The sequence below is a fragment of the Pelagerythrobacter marinus genome, from assembly GCF_009827515.1.
Classification (GTDB): domain Bacteria; phylum Pseudomonadota; class Alphaproteobacteria; order Sphingomonadales; family Sphingomonadaceae; genus Pelagerythrobacter; species Pelagerythrobacter marinus.
Window position 1 is genome coordinate 104,556 of sequence record NZ_WTYO01000006.1, and the last position, 22,624, is coordinate 127,179.

The 22,624-nt window shown below is 70.0% G+C and carries 19 protein-coding genes and 1 riboswitch; of the genes, 11 read left to right on the forward strand and 8 right to left on the reverse strand.

Features of this window, described 5'->3' with window-relative positions; all coding sequences use genetic code 11:
- Positions 1 to 123: 123 nt before the first annotated feature.
- Positions 124 to 756, forward strand: coding sequence for a response regulator transcription factor (locus tag GRI72_RS12830; RefSeq protein WP_160734327.1), 633 nt, complete (start codon positions 124 to 126; stop codon positions 754 to 756).
- Here the strand turns inward: GRI72_RS12830 and GRI72_RS12835 are convergent.
- Positions 723 to 1,163 carry a hypothetical protein gene (locus tag GRI72_RS12835; protein WP_160734328.1) on the reverse strand — a complete coding sequence of 147 codons (441 nt, stop codon included), beginning with the start codon at positions 1,161 to 1,163 and terminating at the stop codon, positions 723 to 725. The genes GRI72_RS12830 and GRI72_RS12835 overlap by 34 nt on opposite strands.
- 275 nt (positions 1,164 to 1,438) lie before the next feature.
- On the opposite strand from GRI72_RS12835, the gene GRI72_RS12840 reads away from it, so the two are divergent.
- The 5 genes from GRI72_RS12840 to GRI72_RS12860 all read left to right on the forward strand — a co-directional run bounded on the left by GRI72_RS12840 (position 1,439) and on the right by GRI72_RS12860 (position 5,106).
- Positions 1,439 to 2,770 (forward strand): alkaline phosphatase PhoX, encoded by a 1,332-nt coding sequence (locus tag GRI72_RS12840; RefSeq protein ID WP_160734329.1) that lies wholly within the window; start codon positions 1,439 to 1,441, stop codon positions 2,768 to 2,770.
- A gap of 57 nt (positions 2,771 to 2,827) precedes the next feature.
- Positions 2,828 to 3,391, forward strand: a complete 564-nt coding sequence (locus tag GRI72_RS12845; RefSeq protein ID WP_160734330.1) for a hypothetical protein — start codon at positions 2,828 to 2,830, stop codon at positions 3,389 to 3,391.
- Positions 3,392 to 3,492: 101 nt separating this feature from the next.
- Complete coding sequence (locus GRI72_RS12850; RefSeq protein WP_160734331.1) at positions 3,493 to 3,954, forward strand: Dps family protein; 462 nt, start codon at positions 3,493 to 3,495, stop codon at positions 3,952 to 3,954.
- Positions 3,955 to 4,030: 76 nt separating this feature from the next.
- Positions 4,031 to 4,651: a 6-phosphogluconolactonase gene (locus GRI72_RS12855; RefSeq protein ID WP_337191193.1), complete on the forward strand. Its 621-nt coding sequence runs from the start codon at positions 4,031 to 4,033 to the stop codon at positions 4,649 to 4,651.
- Positions 4,639 to 5,106: an NUDIX domain-containing protein gene (locus GRI72_RS12860; RefSeq protein WP_160734333.1), complete on the forward strand. Its 468-nt coding sequence runs from the start codon at positions 4,639 to 4,641 to the stop codon at positions 5,104 to 5,106. The genes GRI72_RS12855 and GRI72_RS12860 overlap by 13 nt, the downstream gene beginning before the upstream one ends.
- On the opposite strand, the gene dinB is transcribed toward GRI72_RS12860, so the two are convergent.
- Positions 5,101 to 6,255, reverse strand: a complete 1,155-nt coding sequence (gene dinB, locus GRI72_RS12865) for a DNA polymerase IV (RefSeq protein ID WP_160734334.1) — start codon at positions 6,253 to 6,255, stop codon at positions 5,101 to 5,103. The two genes, GRI72_RS12860 and dinB, sit on opposite strands and share 6 nt — an antisense overlap.
- Positions 6,256 to 6,319: 64 nt before the next feature.
- Here dinB and GRI72_RS12870 point away from each other — a divergent pair, with 64 nt between their 5' ends.
- Positions 6,320 to 7,594: a multidrug effflux MFS transporter gene (locus GRI72_RS12870; RefSeq protein ID WP_160734335.1), complete on the forward strand. Its 1,275-nt coding sequence runs from the start codon at positions 6,320 to 6,322 to the stop codon at positions 7,592 to 7,594.
- Between the two features lie 18 nt (positions 7,595 to 7,612).
- On the opposite strand, the gene GRI72_RS12875 is transcribed toward GRI72_RS12870, so the two are convergent.
- The 5 genes from GRI72_RS12875 to crtY are packed head-to-tail and all read right to left on the reverse strand — an operon-like array spanning position 7,613 to position 14,018.
- Positions 7,613 to 9,502 (reverse strand): acetyl/propionyl/methylcrotonyl-CoA carboxylase subunit alpha, encoded by a 1,890-nt coding sequence (locus GRI72_RS12875; RefSeq protein WP_160734336.1) that lies wholly within the window; start codon positions 9,500 to 9,502, stop codon positions 7,613 to 7,615.
- A 48-nt stretch (positions 9,503 to 9,550) separates the two neighbouring features.
- Positions 9,551 to 10,612 (reverse strand): phytoene/squalene synthase family protein, encoded by a 1,062-nt coding sequence (locus GRI72_RS12880; RefSeq protein WP_237487168.1) that lies wholly within the window; start codon positions 10,610 to 10,612, stop codon positions 9,551 to 9,553.
- Between the two features lie 40 nt (positions 10,613 to 10,652).
- Positions 10,653 to 11,234: an LOG family protein gene (locus tag GRI72_RS12885; RefSeq protein ID WP_160734338.1), complete on the reverse strand. Its 582-nt coding sequence runs from the start codon at positions 11,232 to 11,234 to the stop codon at positions 10,653 to 10,655.
- A gap of 43 nt (positions 11,235 to 11,277) precedes the next feature.
- Positions 11,278 to 12,840, reverse strand: coding sequence for a phytoene desaturase (locus GRI72_RS12890; protein ID WP_160734339.1), 1,563 nt, complete (start codon positions 12,838 to 12,840; stop codon positions 11,278 to 11,280).
- Positions 12,837 to 14,018 (reverse strand): lycopene beta-cyclase CrtY, encoded by a 1,182-nt coding sequence (crtY, locus tag GRI72_RS12895; RefSeq protein ID WP_160734340.1) that lies wholly within the window; start codon positions 14,016 to 14,018, stop codon positions 12,837 to 12,839. Before crtY ends, GRI72_RS12890 begins: the two co-directional genes overlap by 4 nt.
- 163 nt (positions 14,019 to 14,181) lie before the next feature.
- Between crtY and GRI72_RS12900 the strand changes: the two genes are divergently transcribed.
- Positions 14,182 to 15,042, forward strand: coding sequence for a MipA/OmpV family protein (locus GRI72_RS12900; RefSeq protein ID WP_202389114.1), 861 nt, complete (start codon positions 14,182 to 14,184; stop codon positions 15,040 to 15,042).
- Between the two features lie 70 nt (positions 15,043 to 15,112).
- Here the strand turns inward: GRI72_RS12900 and GRI72_RS12905 are convergent, their stop codons facing one another.
- Entirely contained in the window at positions 15,113 to 17,152 is a 2,040-nt protein-coding gene (locus GRI72_RS12905; protein WP_160734342.1) for a S9 family peptidase, read from the reverse strand.
- Positions 17,153 to 17,285: 133 nt separating this feature from the next.
- Between GRI72_RS12905 and GRI72_RS12910 the strand changes: the two genes are divergently transcribed.
- The 3 genes from GRI72_RS12910 (at position 17,286) to thiC (ending at position 22,610) form a co-directional block, all read left to right on the forward strand.
- Positions 17,286 to 18,566, forward strand: coding sequence for a metal-dependent hydrolase family protein (locus GRI72_RS12910; protein ID WP_160734343.1), 1,281 nt, complete (start codon positions 17,286 to 17,288; stop codon positions 18,564 to 18,566).
- Between the two features lie 103 nt (positions 18,567 to 18,669).
- Positions 18,670 to 20,550, forward strand: coding sequence for a DUF885 domain-containing protein (locus tag GRI72_RS12915; RefSeq protein WP_160734344.1), 1,881 nt, complete (start codon positions 18,670 to 18,672; stop codon positions 20,548 to 20,550).
- Between the two features lie 68 nt (positions 20,551 to 20,618).
- A riboswitch (TPP riboswitch) is annotated at positions 20,619 to 20,730 on the forward strand.
- A 44-nt stretch (positions 20,731 to 20,774) separates the two neighbouring features.
- Entirely contained in the window at positions 20,775 to 22,610 is a 1,836-nt protein-coding gene (gene thiC / locus GRI72_RS12920) for a phosphomethylpyrimidine synthase ThiC (protein ID WP_160734345.1), read from the forward strand.
- The last annotated feature ends 14 nt before the right edge of the window (positions 22,611 to 22,624 follow it).

Here is a 22,624-nt window from a genome sequence, read left to right on the forward strand (position 1 = left end):
TTAATTAACCCCGCGTTGGACGGGGTTCGATCGGGCTTGGGGGCACAGACCTGCCTATCTTCCTCATATAACAATGCGTCGCATTATCTGTGCGGGAACTGGGATCGATCAGTGAAGCCGGCAATGCAAGTGACCGACGCGGCGAGCGGGGGCCTCGTCCATGTGATTGACCGCGATTCGCGGCGCCGGGCGGAGGTGTCGCGCGAATTGCTGGCGCTGGGCGTCCATGCCGAGATTTACGAGGATGCGGGCGAGTTCCTGCGCATGCTGCCCACGCGCGGCGCGGTCCTGATGGTCGAATCCGACGAAGGCACGCTGCCCGAATTCATGGGCCGGCTGCGCGCGCGGCAACGCTATTACCCGGTCTCGCTCTATGCCGAGGCGCCAAGCCCCGACCGGGTCGTGCGCGCGATGCGCGAAGGGGCGATGGACTATCTCGCCTGGCCGTTCGAACCGGGCCTGTTCCAGGACACGCTTCGCCGCCTGAGCGAGGAAGGCGACCGGCAGCGCCGGATCGAGCGCGCGCGCGCCGATGCACGGGGCCGGGTGGAACAGTTGACCGGGCGCGAACGCGACGTTCTGGTCGCCCTGCTGGACGGCAATTCGAACAAGCAGATCGCCGCGCTGCTCGACCTCAGCCCGCGCACGGTCGAGATCTACCGCAAGAACGTGATGCGCAAGTTCGACGCCAAGTCCACGTCCGAAGCCGTGCGGATCGGCATCTATGCCGACTTGTGGGAGGCGCCGCCGGGCTGACCCGTCCCCCCGGGGGCGAGGTTCAGCAGGAAGGCGCACCAGGCCAGCGCCAGCGCGCGCGCGGGCGACGAAGCGCGCACGCGCGCTTCGCCCGATTGCCCTTCCAGCCACACCCGCGCGCCGGCTTCGCGCGCGCCGCGGGCCACGATCTCGTGCCGCAGCGTCCCGCCGACCAGCGCCGCCGCGGCCGTTTCCCATGCCCCGCGCTCCAGCAATTGCTCGAAAGCCTCCTCGTCCATCGGGCAGGCGGTCAGCCGGTCGAACGGGGGCGGGGTCAGGGCGGCGAGATGGAACGCGTGGCGCAGGCAGTTTTCCAGCCGGGCATCGCCCTCCATGCGGGCGGACAGGCGGGCGATGCCGTCGAACCACGTCGCCGCGTCGAGGCGGGCATTATCGTACGCTTCCATCAGGGCAGGCCCCTTCCGGCTTGGAATCGAACATACACCGATAGGGGGGCGAGGGTTAGCGTTCTGTTTCGGGCGGAGTAGCGGGCGCATTCCGGGTGGAATCCCCCAGCCGGCCCAATGTTCCCGAAAAGCGCGGCGTTTCCGCAAGGCGCGGCGAAAATCTGTTCATGGCCCTCCCCGAAGCCCGCAAAACGCTGTTCGGCGCATTGCTGTCACATGGCGTTCATGCTGCTAGGGCAGTCCTGTCCGCAACGCCACGCAGGATAACTTTACTTATGTCATATTCCGCCAGCCGCCGCACGTTCCTCGCCGCCACCGGTTCCGCCTTCGCCGGGCTCCTGGCATCGGGCTGCACGACCACCGGCGCCCGCGCCGGGGGCGCCGCCATGGCCGCCGGCTACGGGCCGCTGCGCCCCGATCCGGCCGGGGTGATGGACCTGCCCGAGGGCTTCACCTACCGCGTGATCTCCAGCCTGGGGGAGGCGATGGACGACGGCTTCACCGTGCCCGACGCGGCCGACGGCATGGGCTGTTTCGACCTCGGCGGCGGCAGGCTCGCGCTCGTGCGCAACCACGAGCTGGTGCCGGGCAAGGACGGGGGCGGGGTCGTGGGCCCGGCCTTCGACACCGTGGGCAGGAGCCTGGTGCCCCTGCCGGGCGGCACGACCACGCTGGTCCTCGATGCTGAAACCCTGGCGGTCGAGCGGCAGTATCGCTCGCTCGCCGGGACGATCCGCAACTGCGCCGGCGGGATCACGCCCTGGGGCAGCTGGCTGACGTGCGAGGAGGCGCCGGCGCGCGCCGACGGGCGGATCAACCAGGATCACGGGTGGACGTTCGAAGTGCCCGCCGATGCGCCCGGGCTGGTCGACCCGGTGCCGCTGAAGGCCATGGGCCGCTTCAACCACGAGGCGGCCTGCGTCGATCCGGCGACCGGCATCGTCTACCAGACCGAGGATCGCGACGACAGCCTGCTCTATCGCTTCATCCCGAACGTGCCGGGAAAGCTGGCCGAGGGCGGGCGGCTCCAGGCGCTGGCGATCGTCGGCGCACCGGCGGACACGCGCAACTGGGCCGACGCAGGCGCGCCCTGGCCCACCGGTAGCTGGGCCGATGCGCGCTGGATCGACCTCGACGACGTGGAATCGCCCGAAGACGACCTGCGCCGGCGCGGCGCGGCGGACGGCGCGGCATTGTTCGCGCGCGGCGAAGGCATCCACATGGGCGATGGCGAGCTCTATTTCTGCTGCACCAGCGGCGGCGCGGCCCGGCTGGGCCAGATCTTCCGCCTCGTCCCCGGGCGCGGCGGGGCGGCCGACCGGCTGCAGCTGTTCTTCGAATCGACCAGTCCCGACCAGTTCAACTACGGCGACAACCTGACCGTGGGCCCGAACGGCCACCTGGTCGTGTGCGAGGACCAGTACACCGAGGTCGTGACCAACCACCTGCGCGGGATCACGCCAGAGGGCACGGCCTATCCGCTCGCGCTGCTGCACATGCAGACCGAGTGGGCGGGGGCCTGTTTCTCGCCCGACGGGCGGACGCTGTTCGTCAATGCCTACAGCCCCACGCGCACGTTCGCGATCACCGGCCCCTGGATCGCCTGATCCTCGATCCGGCGCGGCGGCTTGCCACTGCCGCGCCGCCCCCGCATGACGGGCGCCATGTCCTCGCTGTTCTTCGGTTTCATCGCGGTTCTCCTGGGCACGGTCGGCGCGCGCGACCAGCTGACGGTGGCGCAGGTTTCCGCCGTTTCGCGGCGCGGGCCCGGCGTGCTGGCCGCGGCGGCGATCAGCGCGACCGTTTCGGCCATGGCCATGGCGCTCGCGGGCCAGGCGATGTCCGGCCTCCTGCCCGCGGCGGGCAAGACGATGCTGGTCGCCTTCGCACTCGGCTTCGCCGCGATCGAGCTGGCGCTGCCGGTGCGCCAGGCGCGGGCGCGCGAGCCGACCCGGTCGGTCGCGGCGATCGCGATCGTCCTCTTCGCCCGGCAACTGGGCGACGCGGCGCGTTTCATCGTCTTCGCCATTGCGGCCGCGACCGGGGCGCCGCTCTGGGCCGGGGTCGGCGGAGCGCTCGGCGGGATACTGGCGCTGGCCGCCGGCTGGGCCGCGGGCGAGGGCGGTCTCGCCGCACTGCCCCTGCGCGCGCTGCGGCTGGCGCTGGGAGCTATCGTCCTCGCCGCGGCGGTCGCCGTCGGCCTCGGCGCGAGGGGGATCATCGGTTGATCGACCCACTCGATCACACAGAGCGGCCGACCTCGCGAAACCGTTTGCCGATCCGGCCGTTGGGATAACAAGTATCAACGCGAAGGAGGGATATTCTCACGATGAGCACGACGGGCGACAATTCGAAGAAGGCGCTGGTGAGCGCGCTGAACGGCGCGCTGGCGGACACGCTGGCGCTCTACGTCAAGACCAAGAACTTCCACTGGCACGTCGCGGGCCCGCGCTTTCGCGACCTGCACCTGCTGTTCGACGAGCAGGCGGCCCAGCTGATCGGCACGGTGGACCTGATCGGCGAGCGGGTGCGGAAGAACGGCGCGCCGACGCTGACCTCGATCGGTTCGATCGGCAATGCCACCGGCGTATCCGACCAGGACGATACCTCGCTGGAAGCCGACACGATGGTGAAGGAACTGCGCGACGACAACCGCAAGCTCCACGACCGGCTGAACGAAGTAAAGGAAGCGGCCGAGGAAGCCGGCGACAATGCCACCAGCGGGATCGTGGACGACTGGATCGACCAGGCCGAAGAACGGATCTGGTTCCTTTCGCAGACGCTGAAGTAACGCCCGCCCCTTTTTTGCGATGAAAGCCCGCACGCGGCGCTTGGCCGCGGCGGGCTTTATGCTATTTGCTGCGGCCGTGAAGAACGCGAACGTGATCGAGGGGGCCGGCGATGCGCGCGTGGCCGAGTGGCTGGGCGACAGGCTCGACGCCGCGCTGGGCGGCACCGCCGGGACCGTGGCGGTTACCCTGCCCGGCGGATCGACCCCCTTTCCCATTCTCGAACGGCTGCAGGAACGCGCGATCGACTGGTCGCGGGTGGAGGTCTGGCCCGGCGACGACCGGATCGTTCCCGAAGATCACCCGGCCAGCAACACCGGCCGCATCCGCGCCGCGCTGGAGCCGCTGGGCGCGCGGATCGTCCCGCTGGAAGAAGACGCCGCGCCGCCGCGCTTCGCGATCGCCTGGCTGGGCATGGGGGCGGACGGGCACATCGCCTCGCTGTTTCCCAATACCGATCCGCGGCCCGACGATCCGCGCCCGGTGCGCCGCTTGACGCCTGACCCCCTGCCGCCGGAGGCGCCTTTCGACCGGATCACGCTGACGATCCCGGCGCTGCTGGCGAGCGAGGAGATCATGTTCGTCATCCGCGGGGCGGACAAGCGGACGGTGTTCGACGGCGCCCTGCGCGGCGAGCACGACCTGCCCGTGGCGCGCCTGCTGGCCGCGGCCCGGCAACCCGTTACGTGCTTCGCCTGATCCCTCCCCCGGCGCACCGCCTCGCGCTGCGCCTGGCCCATGCCGCGCGCAAGCGCTGGTGGCGCCTGACCCGGCCGACGCTGGAAAGCTGCGCGGTGATCGCCTGCGATATCGAGGGGCGGCTGCTGCTCGTGCGGCTCAGCTACGGCACCGGCAACTGGTCGTTGCCGATCGGCGGGGTGAAGCGGCGCGAGACGCCCGAGGAAGCGGCCCGGCGCGAACTGCGCGAGGAAACCGGGGTCGAGGCCCATGCCATGGCCCTGCTCGGCGTGCGGAACGAGGAACTGCACGGCGCGGTCCACCGGCTGCACATCTTCGCCACCCAGGTCGCCGGGCATCCCCGGCCCGACCGGCGCGAAGTGCTGGAGGCGCGGTTCTTCCCCCCGCATTCGCTTCCCGAGCCGCTCGACGAGCGCACCCGCCTCAAGATCGCGCTCTGGCGCCAGCGGTCATAGCAGCGACAGCTGGGCGCTGTCGCGCGCGGCCTCTTCCTCCGGCATCCCGGGCCGATCGAGGCCGGACAGGGTCAGGCCCATCAGCCGGATCGGCAGCGGCAGGGGCAGCAGGTTGTCGAGCAGCTCGTGCCCGATCCGGGCGAACTCGCGCTTGTCCGCGACGTCGCGCGGCAGGCTGCGCGAACGGGTCACGATGCGGAAATCGGTGTATTTCATCTTCAGCGTGACCGTGCGCCCGCGCGCCTCGGCCCGCTCGATCCTGTCCCACACGATATCGACGATCCCGTCCAGCGCCGCGCGCAGGGCATGGCCCGTCGAAATGTCCTCGCGGTACGTCCGCTCTCCGCCCACCGACTTGCGGATGCGGTTGGTCCGCACCGGGCGCAGGTCCACCCCGCGCGCCGCGCGATAGAGGTAATCGGCGAAGCTGCCGAAATGCGCGCGCAGGAAGGCGATGTCCTTCGCCGCCAGGTCGGCCCCGGTCTCGATCCCCAGCCGGGCCATCTTCTCCGCCCCCTTGGGCCCGACCCCGTGGAACCGGCGCACCGGCAGGCGCGCGACGAAGGCCGCCCCTTCGCCCGGGCGAATCACGCACAGGCCGTCGGGCTTGTTCTGGTCGCTGGCGATCTTGGCCAGGAACTTGTTGTACGAAACGCCGGCACTGGCGGTCAGGCCCGTTTCCTCGCGGATCGCGGCGCGGATCATCTGCGCGATCCGGGTGGCCGAACCGATGCCGTGCAGGTCCTCGGTCACGTCGAGATAGGCCTCGTCCAGGCTCAGCGGTTCGACCAGCGGGGTGTGGTGGCGAAAGATCGCCCGGATCTGCTGCGAAACCTGCTTGTAGACGTCGAACCGGTGGCGCACGAAGACCAGGCCCGGACACAGCCGCCGCGCGGTGACCGACGGCATGGCGCTGCACACGCCGAACTTGCGCGCCTCGTAACTGGCGGCCGCGACCACGCCCCGGCCGCCCGCGCCGCCGACGGCGACCGGCTTGCCGCGCAGTTCCGGGTGGTCGCGCTGCTCGACGCTGGCGAAGAAGGCATCCATGTCGACGTGGATGATCTTGCGCAGCCCCGCGGCCTCGTCGGATTCGGGCTCCTGCCCGTCGGGCCCGTCGCCGGCCGGATTGTCGATCGCGTGATCCATCCGTTCCGGATTACTTCACCGGGTTGCAAAGCGGAACCGTTCGCCGCACAGGCCACCTGTGCAGATGCGGAATCGAACCCTGGCCGGCGAAGAGCACGAGGTCCGACGCCATTCCAGCCTGGCCGGGCGGCCCCCGATCGGGGAACGCGAGCTGATCTGCATGATGGCCCTGCTGATGGCGCTCAACGCGTTCGGCATCGATGCCATCCTGCCCGCGCTCGACGATCTCGCCGGCGACCTGGGCGCGGCGGGCAACGACCGGCAGTTCGTGGTCGGCGTCTACCTGCTCGCCAGCGGCGTCGGCACGGTGCTGCCCGGCAGTTTCGCCGACCGTTTCGGCCGCCGCCCGGTCCTGTTCGTGGCGCTCGCGGCCTATATCCTCCTCTCGGTCGCCTGCGCGCTGGCCAGTTCGTTCACGATGCTGGTGGCGCTGCGCGCGGTGCAGGGCATCTTCGCCGCCGGGATCATCGCGCTGCCGCCGGCCATCATCCGCGACCGCGTGGGCGGCGACCGCATGGCCCGGATGATGAGCCTGATCTTCGTCATCTTCCTGCTGGTCCCGGCGATCGCGCCCAGCATCGGGCAGGGGATCATGGCGGTCATGGGCGGCTGGCGCTGGATTTTCGCCGCGATGGCCGCGCTGGGGCTGGGGATGACGGTCTGGGTCTACCTTCGCCTGCCGGAAACGCTCCACGCCGCCGACCGGCAGGAAATCCGCCTGCGGCCGATCGTGCGCAACATGACCAGCGCGCTGACCCTGCGCGAGACGATCGGCTACACGCTGGGCAGCGCGCTGGTGTTCGGCGGCCTGTTCGGCTTCATCAATTCCAGCCAGCAACTGATCGGCGAGGCTTTCGGCGCGGGCGACGACTTCCCGCTGATATTCGCCATCTGCGCGGGCTGCATGGCGATATCGAACTGGTCCAATTCGCGCATCGTCGAACGCTTCGGCGCGCGCCGGGTCAGCCACGTCGCCCTGTTCGCCTTCATCGCCGTGGCCGCGGCGCAGCTGTGGTTCGCCAGCCAGCCGGACGAGAGCCTGTGGACTTTCGTGCCGCTGATGGCCGCGAACATGAGCCTGCTCGGCTTCATCGGGGCCAATTTCGGTTCGATCGCGATGCAGCCGTTCGGCCATATCGCCGGGGCCGCGGCATCCGCGCAAGGCTTCGTGCGCATGACCAGCGGCGCCGCGCTGGGCGGGTTCATCGGCTATGCCTACGACGGAACGGCGCGGCCCCTGGCGCTCGCCCTGCTGGCGACCGCGGTGCTGAGCCTGCTGTTCGTGCTCTTCAGCGAGAAGGGCGAGCTGTTCGGCCCGCCGGTGCGCGACACCGACTGAGCGGCGCGGGGCCGCGCGCTATGCCTCGCGCGGCTCGACGATCGCCAGCACCGCCTCCACCTGCACTTGCGCGCCCTGGCTGGCGGCGAGTTCGGTCACCTTCCCGTCGAACGGGGCGGTCAGGGCATGTTCCATCTTCATCGCTTCCAGCACCATCAGCCGCTGGCCGGCGGCGACCGCGTCCCCCTCGGCCACGTCGAGCGCGATGACCTTGCCCGGCATCGGCGCCAGGATCGCGCCGTCGGCGGCCGAAGCCGCCCCGGCGGCCGGGCGCGGCAGGTCGAAGCGCAGGGCATGGCCGGCTTCGAACACGACCAGGCCGCCGTCCATCGCCGCCCATTCGAGGAACTGCACGTCCGCGTCGTCCTGGTTGGCGCAGATATCGACCACGTGGACCGTCCCCTCGTGGGCCAGCGCGACCGGCGAGCGATGCGGCGCGTTGAGGCGGAACCCCTCGAGGCCGAACCAGGTCGGGTGGTGATAGCTGCCGTCGATCTCGTCGCGGGCCATGGCCGCGGTATAGAGCGCGGAAGGCGAAGGTTCGCCCTTGCGAACCAGTTCGTCGATATGGTCGCCGATGAAGCCCGTGGTCAGCGCGCCGGCGCGGAAATCCTGCGCCAGCAGGCATTCGCGCAGGAAGGCGGCGTTGGTCTTCACCGGCCAGACCTGCGCGCTGTCGAGCGCCTCGGTCAGTTCCTCGATCGCGGCCATCCGGTCGGGCGCGGTGGCGATGACCTTGGCGATCATCGGGTCGTAGAACGGCTGGACCGTGTCGTCGGTGGTGACGCCGGTATCGACGCGCACGTCCTCGGGCAGGTTGAACACCCGCAGCCGGCCGATGCTCGGCAGGAAGCCGCTGGCCGGGTCTTCGGCATAGAGCCGCGCCTCGATCGCGTGGCCTTCGATGCGCAGTTCCTCCTGCGCCAGCGGGATCGGCTCGCCCCCGGCGATGCGCAGCTGCCATTCGACCAGGTCCACCCCGGTGATCTCCTCGGTCACCGGGTGTTCGACCTGGAGGCGGGTGTTCATCTCCATGAAGAAGATCCGGTCGGCGCGCAGCCCTTCGCTGGCGTCGGCGATGAATTCGATCGTGCCCGCGCCTTCGTAATCGACGGCCCTGGCCGCGCGCACGGCGGCGGCGCAGATTTCCGCGCGCGTGCCCGCGTCCATGCCCGGGGCGGGGGCTTCCTCGATCACTTTCTGGTGGCGCCGCTGGAGCGAGCAGTCGCGTTCGAACAGGTGAACGACGTTGCCGTGGCTGTCGCCGAAGACCTGGACCTCGATATGGCGGGGGGAGGTGATCCACTTTTCCAGCAGCACTTCGTCGTTGCCGAAGCTGGCCCTGGCTTCGCGCCGGCAGGATTCGAGCGCGGCCTCGAAATCGGCCGCGGCATCGACCTTGCGCATCCCCTTGCCGCCGCCACCCGCGACCGCCTTGATCAGCACCGGATAGCCGATCGCGTCGGCTTCGCGCTTTAGCCGTTCGGGCGACTGGTCTTCCCCCTCGTAGCCCGGCGTCACCGGGACGCCGGCCTCGCGCATCAGCTTCTTGGCCGCATCCTTCAGGCCCATCGCCTCGATGCTCGACGGTTTGGGCCCGACCCAGGTCAGCCCGGCGTCGATCACCGCCTGCGCGAAGCCGGCGTTCTCCGACAGGAAGCCGTAGCCGGGGTGGATCGCCCCGGCCCCGGTCTGCCGCGCGGCGGCGATGATCTTCTCGCCGACGAGGTAGCTCTCGGCCGCGGGGGCGGGGCCGATGTGCACCGCCTCGTCCGCCGCGCGCACGTGCAGCGCCCGCGCGTCGGCGTCGGAATAGACCGCGACCGTGGCAATTCCCATGGCGCGCGCGGTGCGGATGATACGACAGGCGATCTCGCCGCGATTGGCGATCAGGAGCTTGGTGATCATGGCGCGAGGGCTAGCCCAAAATCCAGGCCATGGCGAGAGCGCGAGAGATCAGCTTTCGTCGGGCAGCGGGTCCATCGGCGGCTTCGCCACCGGGCCGGCCATGCGCACGTCGATCAGGATCGATCCGCGGGTCCATTCGGGCATCGGGTCGGGCCGGGGCGGGCGGTTCTTCACCGCTTCCCAGAAGGCGGCGGCGATGTGGCGCGCCTTCTCGCGCCGGCCGATCGCGACCCTCCGGTCCCACGCAGCGGTGCCGCGGGCGCGCACCTCGCGCCCGATCGCGCCGTAGATCCGCGCCGCCGCCAGCACGGCCCAGCGGCGGCGGAAGGGCAGGCGCGCCGCGCCCAGCCGGGCGGCGGCCTCGTGTCGTTCCATCCGCTCGACCAGCTGTGCCGCCATTGCCGCCAGCTCGCGCCGGTGGTGCGGCTTCATGTGCTGGCCCGGCTCGATATCCTGTTCGACCAGCCAGTCCACCGGGAGGTAACACCGCTCGGCAGCGTCGTCCTCCCCGATGTCGCGGGCGATATTGGCCAGCTGGAACGCGATGCCGAGGTCGCAGGCCCGGTCGAGCGTCTCGCCGTCGTCGCGCGCGACCCCCATGACGACGGCCATCATCACGCCCACCGCGCCCGCGACGTGGTAGCAGTAGCGGGCAAGGTCGGCCTCGGTCCGCGGGCGCCAGCCGGTCGCGTCCAGCTCGAAGCCCATGATCACGTCCTCGGCCATCTCGCGCGTCAGCCCGCTTTCGCGCGCGACGAGGCCGAAGGCGTCGAAGGCCGGGTCCGCCGTGGGCAGCCCCTCGAACGCGCGCTCGGTCAGCAGGCGAATGGCGCGCAGGCGCCGCTCCGCCCCGGCCCGGCCCTCGGGCGCGGGGCCTTCGGCCGGGCGGCCGTGGTCCTGCCCGTCGGCCAGGTCGTCGCACCGCCGGCACCAGGCATAGAGCAGCCAGGCCTTCTCGCGCGCGGGGCGGTCGAACAGCAGGCTGGCCGCGTGGAAGCTGCGCGATCCTTCCTCGATCGCCTCGCGCGCGCGTTCGACCAGCGCCTCCCGGCTGCGGCCGCCGCCCGCCTGGGCCGGCGTCGTGCGCAGGATGCGCGACGGCGCCAGCATTCGCGGGACTATGCGACGCGCCCGTGCCATCAGCCGCCCTTCACAGCTCGCTCGCCTTCATGCGGAAGATCGGCGTGTGCGGGCGATAGGCGGCCATGCGGTCGAGCAGGGCGGGCAGGGTGCTTTCGGCGATCACGATGTTCTGGTGCGCCGGCCGCACGAAGCCCACTTCGGCCATGTGGCGGTTGAACGCGATCAGGTGGTCGTAGAACCCGAAGGCGTTGAGCAGGCCGACCGGCTTGGTGTGATAGCCGAGCTGCGCCCAGCTGACCGCTTCCCACAGCTCGTCCATCGTGCCCACGCCGCCCGGGATCGTGACGAACCCGTCCGAAAGGTCGGTGAAGCGCTGCTTGCGCTCGTGCATCCCGCCCACGGTGTGCAGTTCGGTGCAGTCGGTATTGGCAACCTCGCTGCCGGCCAGCGCCTCGGGGATGATCCCGATCACTTCGCCCCCGGCCTCGAGCGCGGCGCCGGCCACGGCCCCCATCAGGCCCAGCCGGCCGCCGCCGTAGACGACCCCGATCCCGCGCTGCGCCAGCGCGGCGCCGACGTCGCGGGCAAGTTCCATGTAACGCGGATCGGCGGGGGTCGCGGACCCGCAATAGACAGCAAGACGTTTCATCCGCGCCCCTTTGGCGGCAAGCGCGTTCCGGGGCAATCCGCTATCACGCGCTGAGGTCCGCGATCATCAGCCCGGCGGTGGCCTTGGCACTGCCGACGACGCCGGGGATGCCCGCCCCGGGGTGGGTGCCCGCGCCCACCAGGTAGAGGTTGGCGATCGCGTCGTCGCGGTTGTGGGCGCGGAACCAGGCGCTCTGCGTCAGGATCGGTTCGAGGCTGAAGGCGCTGCCGAGATGGGCGTTGAGGTCGAGCGCGAAATCGCGCGGGGCGTAATGGAAACTGGTCACGATCCGGTCGTGGATGTCGGGGATCAGCCGCCGGCCCACTTCGTCGAGAATGCGCCGTTCCAGCATCGGGCCGACCTGGTCCCAGTCCACCGCCAGCTTGCCCTGGTGGGCCACGGGGACGAGCGCGTAGAAGGTCGATCGGCCCGGCGGGGCCATCGCCGGGTCGGTAACGGTCGGGTGGTGCAGGTAGATCGAGAAATCGGCCGGCAGGACGCCGTTCTCGTAGATGTCGTCGAGCAGCCCCTTGTAACGCGGGCCGAACAGGATCGTGTGATGCGGGATTCCCGGCCAGGTCCCCTCCAGCCCGAAGTGGACGACGAAGAGGCTGGGGCTGAACCGCTTGCGCGCCAGCGAACGCGCCCGGGCCGGCCCGCGCTTCGTGCCGCGCAGCAGGTCGCGATAGGTATGGACGATGTCGGCATTGCTCGCCACCGCGTCGAACGTCTCGCGCCAGCCGCCGGCGGTTTCGACTTCGGTCGCGCGGTTGCCGACGGTGTGGACCCGGCACACCGCCTCGCCCAGCCGCACCGTCCCGCCGAGCCGTTCGAAATGACGCACCATCCCGGCGACGAGCCGGTTGGTCCCCCCGCGCGCCCACCAGACGCCGCCGTCCTTTTCCAGCTTGTGGATCAGGGCGTAGATCGCGCTGGTCTTCATCGGGTTGCCGCCCACCAGCAGGGTGTGGAAGCTGAACGCTTCGCGCAGGCGCTCGTCCTCGATATAGCGCGAGACCATCGAATAGACCGAGCGCCAGGCCTGGTGCTGCAGCAGGGCCGGCGCGGCGCGGATCATGGCCCGGAAATCGAGGAACGGCACGCTGCCCAGCCGCAGGTAGCCTTCGCGATGGACGGCTTCCGAATAGGCGAGGAATTCCTGGTAACCGGCGACGTCGGCCGGGTTGAGGCGCGCGATCTCGGCATTGAGCTGCGTCTCGTCGTTCGAATAGTCGAACACCGTCCCGTCGGGCCAGTTGAGGCGATAGAACGGCGCCACCGGCATCAGCTCGACATCGGCGTCCATGTCGCTGTCGCTCAGCGCCCACAGCTCGCGCAGGCAGGCGGGATCGGTGATCACGGTCGGGCCGGCATCGAAGGTGAACCCGTCGCGTTCCCAGTAATAGGCCCGGCCGCCGGGCTTGTCGCGCGCCTCGACCACCGTCGTCGCGATGCCCGCCGATTGCAGCCGGATGGCGAGCGCCAGCCCGCCGATGCCGGCCCCGATCACGCAGGCGCGCTTGCCGGTCGCCGCTTCCGCCGTGCCCGGCGGGGCGGGGGCGGGTTCCTGCTCGAGGAAGGAGGTCTGCCGGTCGCTGTCGATCATTGCCCCGGACCCTGCAACGGCGGGCCGGCCCGCGCAAGCGCGCCAAGCGCGCGCAGCACCGGAACCGGCGGTTTTCCCACCAGGACGCGGGCCTTGTCGCGCGCGGTCGAACGCGCGGCGTAGAACCGCTCTATCAACCCTTCGTCGAGGCGATAGAACCGCTCGAACACGCGATATCGCGTTTCCGGGGCGGCCGCGCCGAACAGCATCGCGCCCAGCCGCCGGTAGAACCGCGTGCGCCGCCAAGCCTGCCGCGCGCGGGTGGCGAGCAGCGCGGCGAGCTGGTCGCCCGGCAGGTCGGCCTCGGCGGCGACGGCCAGCGCCGTCTCGACCGCGAAGGGCAGGGTATAGCTGGTCAGCGGGTGGAAGAACCCGCCCCCCGCGCCGGCCCGGGCAACGCCCTCGATCGCCCCGGCGCGCTGCCATCGGGCGAAGTCGCCCCCGGTCACGACCGGCAGGACGCCCGCCTCGCGGCCGAGGATGTCCCCTTCCAGGCCGTGCCGTGTGCAATAGCGGTCGATCCGGCCCGACAGGGTCCCGCGGTCGAGCGTCGGGCGATCCTGGTAATAGGTATCCTCGACGAAGATCTCGTCCGCCCCCAGCGGCAGCAGGTAGACGAAGCGATAGCCGCCATGCTGGGCGACCGCGGCGTCCATGATCACCGGCCGCGCGATGCCGTGCGGGCGCGGGGTCCGCAGGTGGCGACCGAGGAAGACCTGCCAGCCGCCGGTGAGCGCGCCTTCCGCCGCGAAGCCGCGGCAGTCGATCACCGCGCGGGCCGAAATCCGTTCGCCCCCGTCCAGCGTCACGCCGCCCCCGTCGAGCGCGGCGACCGCGCGGCCGGCGATGATCGAGCCGGCCGGCAGCTCGCGCCGCAGCCCGGCGTCGAAGTCGGTCGAGGCGAGCGAGGCATAAGTGCTGCCCAGCCGGCGGCGATAGGCGGGGAAACGCACTTCGTACCCGTCCCACGCGGTCGTGCGGAACCGGCCCAGCAGCTCGCCGCCGCCCGGCGGCAGGTCGCTGGCGAACCAGCTCCACCGGTGGTTGCCGCCCAGCACCGCGTCGCGTTCGATCAGCAGGGTCGCGACGTCGGGCCGGACGCGGTGCAGCGCCAGCGCGAGCAGCCCCCCGGCCAGCCCGCCGCCCACGATCGCGATTTCGACACGGCGCCCGCTCATGCGGCCAAGCGGTACGGGCAAATCACCCGCCCGGCAATCGCGCCCGGGGCCTGCACGGCGCACCGGGTCGGGCGCAACCGGTTCGGGCGCACCGGCCCGCGCGCGGAACATGCGCCGCCCCCGCACGTTCGGGCAACAACAATCGCGGGGGATATCTCACGTCATGAAATCGCTTATCACGCTTGCCGGTGCGGGCCTTGCCGCGCTGGCCGCCGGCCCGGTGCTGGCGCAGGAGGGCGAGGCCGCCGGCCCGCCCGAGATCGAGGACAGCGTCTATTCGGGCGACTGGATCACCGTCGGCGGGGGCGCCGTCTATTCGGCCAGCTACGACGGTTCGGACGATTACGTCGTCTTCCCGATCCCGATGGTCATGGGCAAAGTCGGCCCGGTCAGCATCTCGCCGCGCGCGGGCGGGATCGCGCTCGATTTCGTCGAGAACCCGCCCGACCGCGTGGGGCTGGACCTGGGGCTGGTCGCCAGCCTCAATTCCAACCGCGCCAGCAGGATAGAAGACCCGGTGGTCAAGGCCGCGGGCAAGCTCGACCGCGCGGTGGAGATCGGGCCGACCGCGGGGCTGAGCTTCCCCGGCGTGCTCAATCCCTACGACCGGGTGTCGATCGGCGTCGATGCCCGGTGGGATGTCGCGGGCGCGCACGAAGGCATGGTGGCGAGCCCCAGCGTGTCCTACTTCACCCCGCTCAGCCGCGGCATGGTCGGCCTGCTCTCGCTCAGCGCCGAATATGCCGACGGCGACTATGCCGATTACTACTACTCGGTCTCCCCCGGCCAGGCCGCGGCCAGCGGGCTGCCGCTCTACCAGGCGGACAGCGGCTTCACCAAGGCCGGGGCGACCGTGCTCCTCGGGGCCGATCTCGACGGCAATCTCGCCAATGGCGGCTTCGCGCTATACGCGCTGGGCGGCTATTCGCGGATGCTCGGCGACGCCAGGGACACGCCCTATACCAGCGTGCGCGGCGACGCGGACCAGTGGTTCGCCGCGCTCGGCGTCGGCTACACGTTCTGAACCGCCTCGCGGGGCGGGGGCCAGCCATGCAGGCGGGGGCGCGGGCTGAACGCCGCGCCCCCGTGCGCCGTCAGTCCTCGCCCTCGGCGATCTTCAGCTCCGGCCGCGGCGGCGGCAGCGGCGCGTCGCGGTCGCCCGGCTTCAGGTAGGTGTCGAACCACTCCATCATCCGCACGCTGTAATCGTAGCGCGCGGCGGCCTTCTGGTTGCCGTGCCCCTCGCCCGGGTAGAGCACGAGGCGCACCGGCGTTTCGGGCTTACGCGTCTTCATGTGGCGATAGAGCTCGTAGCTCTGCGTCGGCGAAACGCGCGTGTCGGCATCGCCGTGCATGATCAGCAGCGGGGTTTCGGCCTTGTCCACGTGATAGATCGGGCTGCGTTCCATCAGGTGGTCCCATTCTTCCCACGGCCACTTGCGCTCGTGGACGAGATACATCTCGTTGGGAATGTCGGTCGTGCCGAACTTGCTGATATTGTTGGAAATGCCGACGAACATCACGCCTGCGGCGAATTCCTGCGAGTAGTAAGTGGAGCCCCAGGCGGTGGCGAAGCCGCCGTAGGAACCGCCGGTCAGGCCCACGCGGTCGGGATCGGCGATCCCGGCTTCGACCAGCGCGCGCTTGCCATCGACCAGGTCGTCGAACTCCTTGCCAGCGTAATCGCCCTGGTGCTGCTTCGAAAAGGCCGTGCCATAGCCGGTCGAGCCGCGATAATTGGGCAGGAACACGGCATAGCCGCGCCCGGCGGCGACCTGGCCGGGGGAGCTGTAATAGGTCTGCCAGCCGTTCGATTCGTGCGCTTCCGGCCCGCCGTGGACGTCGAAGATCACCGGCGCGCCGCCGCGCGGGATATCGCCGACCGGCTCGATCAGCACGCCTTCGATTTCCTGCCCGTCGCGCGCAGTATAGGTGAAGGTGCGCTGGGCGCCCATGTCGATCTCGGCCAGCCAGGGGTTGTGCCGGGTCCAGCGGGTGAACTGGCCGTCCGACACGACGTAGAGCTCCGGCGGATGCTCGGGCGAATGGGCCTCGACCGCGATCGTGCCGCCGCCCACTTCCAGGTCGCTGAGGATCAGCGCGCCCGGATCGTGCTCTTCCAGCACCTCGCCTTCGGCCGAATAGATCCGCAGCACGCTCTGCGCGCCGACATCGACGATCGCCGCCAGCCGGCCGTCGGGCAGGAACTCGGCGTCGCTCGTCGCCTCGGGCGCGCCGGCGTTGAGCGCGCGATAGGCGCCGGTCGCGACATCGGCCAGGTGCAGCGTGGTCGCCGCCGGGTCGTTCGCGTCGACCGCCGCGATCAGCGACAGGCGGCTGCCGTCGGGCGAGATCTCGACATCGCCGAGCTTGCCCGGCGTTTCGACCGCGCGCAGCATGCGCCCGCGGGCAAGGTCCACGACATGGACCCGCTTCGACGTGTAGCTGTCGTCCACCAGCGGGCTGGGCGCGCTCTCGACGATCGCGGTCGTCCCGTCGGGCGCGACCTGGATATTGCTGACATGGCCGGGCACCTCGATCGCGCGCGGCGATTCGTCGATCTCGGCGCCGACGCGCGCCGCGAAGAGGCGGTTCAGCCGCGCCTCTTCCTCGTAGACCACCGCGTCGAAGCCGGCCTTCTTGCGCTTGTCGAGCGCCTCGTCGGGCGCGGCCCCGGCGAGGAGGTAGAGCGTCGCGCCGTCGGGCGACCAGGCATAGCCGCGCACGTCGCCGTCCTCGATCGCGGCCAGCTTGCGGTGGCCGCCGCCGTCCACCGGGATCCCCCAGACCGCGCGCTTTTCATCGTCGGCCTTGTAGAGGAAGCTGACCATGCGCCCGTCGGGCGAGAAGCGGACCGCCGAAACGTCGATGTCGTCGGGCAGGAAATCGCGCGCGCTGTCGGGGCCGTAGGCAAGCTTGAGCTGGTCGGTGCTGCGCCCGTCCTTCTCCCCCTCGGTGACGTCGGGCCAGCGCGAAGTGGTATAGGCGACGCGGTTGCCATCGGGCGAAACCGCCAGTTCGCCGACCGTTTCCAGCTTGGCGACATCCTCGGCCGTCATCGGCCGCGCGGCGGCCGTGGCGGCGAGCGAGACCGATGCGAGCAGGGTCGCGGCGCTAACCAGTGTCCGGGTCATGGAAATCCTTTCGAATGAAACTGCCTGCACGGTCATACAGCCTGTGGCGCGCAGGGCAAACGGCGGGCCGTGCCCCCCTTGCGCCGGGCGGCGCGCGCGGGCATCACCCCCGGCCAAGAGGGAGGATTGCTCGATGACGTTCAAGGTTCCGCTGGCGGCCGCCGCCGCTTTCGCCGCCGTGCTGGGTGCCGCGCCGGCGCTCGCCCAGACGATCGTGATCCACGCCGGCGCGGTCGTGACCGATGCCCTGAGCGACCCGCGCGGCCCCTCCACGATCACGGTCGCCGACGGGCGGATCGTCTCGATCGAGGGAGGGCACCAGCCCGCGCCCGAAGGGGCCGAGGCGGTGGACCTGTCGGACCGCACCGTCCTGCCCGGCCTGATCGACCTGCACGTCCACCTGACCGGCGATCCGGGCGGCGATTTCTGGAAGGAAGCGGTCGAGCCCGACGAATGGGGCGTCGTGGTCGGGGCCAAGAACGCGCGGCTGACCGCGCTCGCCGGGTTCACCACCGTGCGCGAAGCGGGCAGCGCGCAGCACACCGCCTTCGCGCTGCGCCGCGGGACCGAAGAAGGCATGATCCCCGGGCCGCGGATCGTCGCCGCCGGCCCCGCGCTCGCGATCGTCGGCGGCCATGGCGACGTTTCGGGCTTCCGCCCGGAGATCAACCACGTCCTCGCCTCCGGCTATGCCTGCACCGGCGCGGTCGAGTGCGCGGAGAAAGTCCGCCGCGCGAGCCAGAACGGGGCGGACTGGATCAAGATCACCGCGACCGGCGGCGTGCTGAGCCAGCAGGGCCGCGGGCTCGACGCGCACTTCACCAGCGCGGAGATGCAGGCGATCGCCGACACCGCGCATTCGCTGGGCCTCAAGGTCATGGCCCATGCCCACGGCGCGCGCGGGGTCGAGGCGGCGAGCGCGGCCGGGATCGACACGATCGAGCACGGCACTTACCTCGACGACGGCGCGATTGCGGCAATGAAGAAGAACGGCACCGTGCTCGTGCCCACGCTGATGGCGTTCCAGGGCATTTCCGAAAGGCTCGGCACCGGCACTTATACCCCGGTGGTGGAGGCGAAAGTGCGCGCGGTGGCCGATGCCGCGCGCGTGTTCATGGGCAAGGCCTACCGCGAAGGGGTGCGGATCGCCTTCGGCACCGATGCCGGCGTGTTCGAACACGGCCGCAACGCGGGCGAGTTCCGCCTGATGATCGGGCAGGGCATGTCGAGCCGCGAGGCCCTGGCCAGCGCGACCACGGTGGCCGCCGAAGTGCTGGAGATGGAGGGGGAGATCGGCCGCCTCGCCCCCGGCTATTCGGCCGACATCATCGCGGTCGCCGGCAACCCGCTGGACGATGCGACCGTGCTGGAGCACGTCGATTGGGTCATGGCCCGCGGGCGCGTGATCGAATAGCCTTGCCCAACACCGGTCGAGCCGTGGGGCCGGCTCGTCGAAGCGGGCCCCACCCGGGCGCGGCCGGGCCTAGAGTGACGTGCCTGTCCAGGGGAGTTTACGCATGACCAGCCTTCGCCTTGCGCTTGCCGCGACCGCCGCCGCCACCGTCGCACTCGCCGCGCCCGCCGCCGCGCACACTGCCGCGAACACTGCCGGGAACACCGCCGCGAACACTGGCACCCAGCCGCCCGCATCGCCCGGGGCGGCCGCCGGCGCGGCGCAGGCGGCGCAGAGCGAGCACGACAAGCTCTTCGCCCTGTTCGCCGCGGCGGACGAGAAGGACATGCAGCTCAACCCGATCATGGCGCTGTTCCGCGGCGACATGCGCTATGCCGACCGGCTGGGCGATTACCTGACCGACGATTACAACGCGCGCACGCTGGCCAATGCGCGCGACAACCTCGCCGCGCTGGCGCGGATCGACCGCTCGGCGCTCAGCCCGACCGACCGGCTGGCCTACGACGTGTTCGAATACAACCAGCGCAACACGCTGAAGGACTACGCGCCGGAGATCCTCGCGCTGACCGAAGTGCGCCCGATCAACCACTTCACCGGCTTCCACACGTTCTACCCGACGTTCGCCAGCGGGCAGGGCGCGGCCCCGTTCAAGACGGTCGAGGATTACGAGAACAACCTCAGCCGCCATGCCGACTACGTCGAACTGATCGACCGTTCGATCGCCAGGTTCCGCGAAGGGCAGGCCAGCGGCGTCTATGCCACCCGGCTGACGATCGGCAACGTGATCGAACAGCTCGATACCCAGCTGGCCATGCCGATCGAGGAATCGCCGCTCTGGGGCCCGGTGACGATGCTGCCCGACAGCTTCGACGCGGCCGAGAAGGACCGCCTGACGCGTGAGCACCGGGCCGCGGTCGAGGCGATCTACGCCGCGCACACGCGCCTGCGCGATTACTTGCGCGACGAGTACCTGCCCCAAGCGCGCGAAACGGTCGGCCTGTCGCAGATGAAGGGCGGCGACCGGCTCTACGCCCGGCTGATCGAGGGGACAACCACGCTGCCGCTGTCTGCCGATTACCTGCACGACCTGGGCCTGGCCGAAGTTGCCCGGATCAAGGCGGAGCTGGAGAAGATCCGCCGCGAAGTCGGCTTCGAGGGCACGCTGAACGCGTTCTTCGACCATGTCCGCACCGATCCGCAGTTCAAGCCCGAAAGCCGCGAGGCGCTGACGCAGAGCTATTACGACATCGGCGAGGAAGTCGATGCGAAGATCGGCGAATACTTCTCGCTCGTCCCCGAGACCCCGCTGGAGATCAAGCCCTACGAACCCTTCCGCGAGAAGTTCGAGGCCGGCGGCTCCTACATGCCCGGCGCGCCCGACGGATCGCGCCCCGGCACGTTCTATTTCAACGCCTACGACCTGCCCAGCCGGCTGACGACGGGCAATGTCACGCTCTACCTCCACGAAGGGGCGCCGGGGCACCATTTCCAGATCAGCCTGGCGCAGGAGAACGAGGCGCTGCCCGCCTTCATGCGCTTCGGCGGCAATACCGCCTATGTCGAAGGCTGGGCGCTCTATTCCGAGACGCTGGGTTACGAGATGGGGTTCTTCGACGACCCCTGGAACCGCTACGGCACCTTGCAGGATGAACAGCTGCGGGCGATGCGGCTGGTGGTCGATACCGGCCTCCACGCCAAGGGCTGGACGCGCGAGCAGGCGATCGACTTCATGCTCGAGAACTCCGGCATGACGCGGACCGAGGTGGTTGCCGAAGTCGAACGCTATATCGCGATTCCCAGCCAGGCCCTGGCTTACAAGACCGGCGCGCTGAAGATCCAGGAACTGCGCGAGAAGGCCGAGGCCGCGCTGGGCGAGGATTTCGACATCCGCGCCTTCCACGCGCAAGTGCTGGGCACCGGCGCGCTGCCGCTGCCCGTGCTGGAGGAGAAGATCGACCGCTGGATCGCCGCCGGCGGGCAATAGGCTCCTCCGGCGGTTCCCGGGCCATGCGACAGTGCGCTGGACGGCGTGCGGCGGATGGCCTAGATACGGGGCCATCCCCGGGGAGCCTGTCGCGCAATCGCAGGTTGAGAGCGGAATACGCCGCGACCCGTCGAACCTGATCCCGGTAATACGGGCGGAGGGAGGGAACGGCTTTCGCTCCAGGAATCCGTGGCCTCGCTCCGACTGAATGGAGAGCGAGTTTCATGGCCGACATCAATTCCCAGTTCGAAATCGGCGTCACCACCGGTCCGATCCGCGGTAGCCGCAAGATCCACGTCGGCCCGCGCAAGGTCGCCATGCGCGAGATCGACCTCGAGGGCGGCGAGCCGCCGGTGCGGGTCTACGACACCTCCGGCCCCTATACCGACCCGGCGGCGCAGATCGACATTCGCCAGGGCCTGCCCGCGCTGCGCCGCGAATGGCAGCTTTCGCGCGGCGACGTGGAGGAATACGAGCCGCGCGAGGTGAAGCCGGAAGACAACGGCCAGCTCGGCCCCGACCGCAGCGGCGGCGTGCCCGCCTTCCCCACCGCGCTGCGCAAGCCGCTGCGCGCGAAAGCCGGCGGCAACATCAGCCAGATGCACTATGCCCGCCGCGGCATCATCACGCCCGAGATGGAATACGTGGCGGAGCGGGAGAACCTCGGCCGCGAGCGCCTGCGCCAGGAGCGCGACGGGCAGGACTGGGGCGCATCGATCCCCGAATACGTCACGCCCGAATTCGTGCGCGACGAGGTCGCCCGCGGCCGCGCGATCATCCCCAGCAACGTCAACCACCCGGAAAGCGAGCCGATGGCGATCGGCCGCAACTTCCTGGTCAAGATCAACGCCAATATCGGCAATAGCGCCGTGGCCTCCGACGTCGCATCCGAAGTGGACAAGATGGTCTGGTCGATCCGCTGGGGGGCGGACACCGTCATGGACCTCAGCACGGGGCGCAACATTCACGACACGCGCGAATGGATCATCCGCAACAGCCCCGTCCCCATCGGCACCGTGCCGATCTACCAGGCGCTCGAAAAGGTCGGCGGCATTGCCGAGGATCTGACGTGGGAGATCTTCCGCGACACGCTGATCGAACAGGCCGAGCAGGGTGTCGACTACTTCACCATCCACGCCGGCGTGCGCCTGCCCTATGTCCCGATGACCGCGAAACGCGTCACCGGCATCGTCAGCCGCGGCGGCTCGATCATGGCGAAATGGTGCCTCGCGCATCACAAGGAGAGCTTCCTTTACGAGCGCTTCGACGAGATCACCGAGATCATGAAGGCCTACGACATCGCCTACAGCCTCGGCGACGGCCTGCGCCCCGGCTCGATCGCCGACGCCAATGACGAGGCGCAATTCGCCGAACTCTACACGCTGGGCGAGCTGACCAGGCGCGCCTGGGAGCAGGACGTGCAGGTGATGATCGAAGGCCCCGGCCACGTGCCGATGCACAAGATCAAGGAGAATATGGACAAGCAGCTCGAGGCCTGCGGCGAAGCGCCCTTCTACACGCTCGGCCCGCTCGTCACCGATATCGCGCCCGGCTACGATCACATCACTAGCGGCATCGGCGCGGCGCAGATCGGCTGGTACGGCACGGCGATGCTCTGTTACGTCACGCCCAAGGAGCACCTCGGCCTGCCCGACCGCGACGACGTGAAGGTGGGCGTGGTGACCTACAAGCTCGCCGCCCACGCCGCCGACCTCGCCAAGGGCCACCCGGCCGCCAAGGTCCGCGACGACGCGCTCAGCAAGGCCCGCTTCGAATTCCGCTGGCGCGACCAGTTCAACCTCAGCCTCGACCCCGACACCGCCGAGCAATACCACGACCAGACCCTCCCCGCGGAAGGCGCCAAGACCGCGCATTTCTGCTCCATGTGCGGCCCGAAGTTCTGCTCGATGAAGATCACGCAGGAAGTGCGCGATTTTGCCGCGAAGCAGAACTCCGGGGCGGAGGCGTTCGTCGCCGCCGAGGAGGTGGAGACCGGGATGGCGGAGATGAGCGAGCGGTTTCGGGAGGAGGGTGGGGAGATTTACCTGCCGAGGGAATGAACTATAGCCAGACC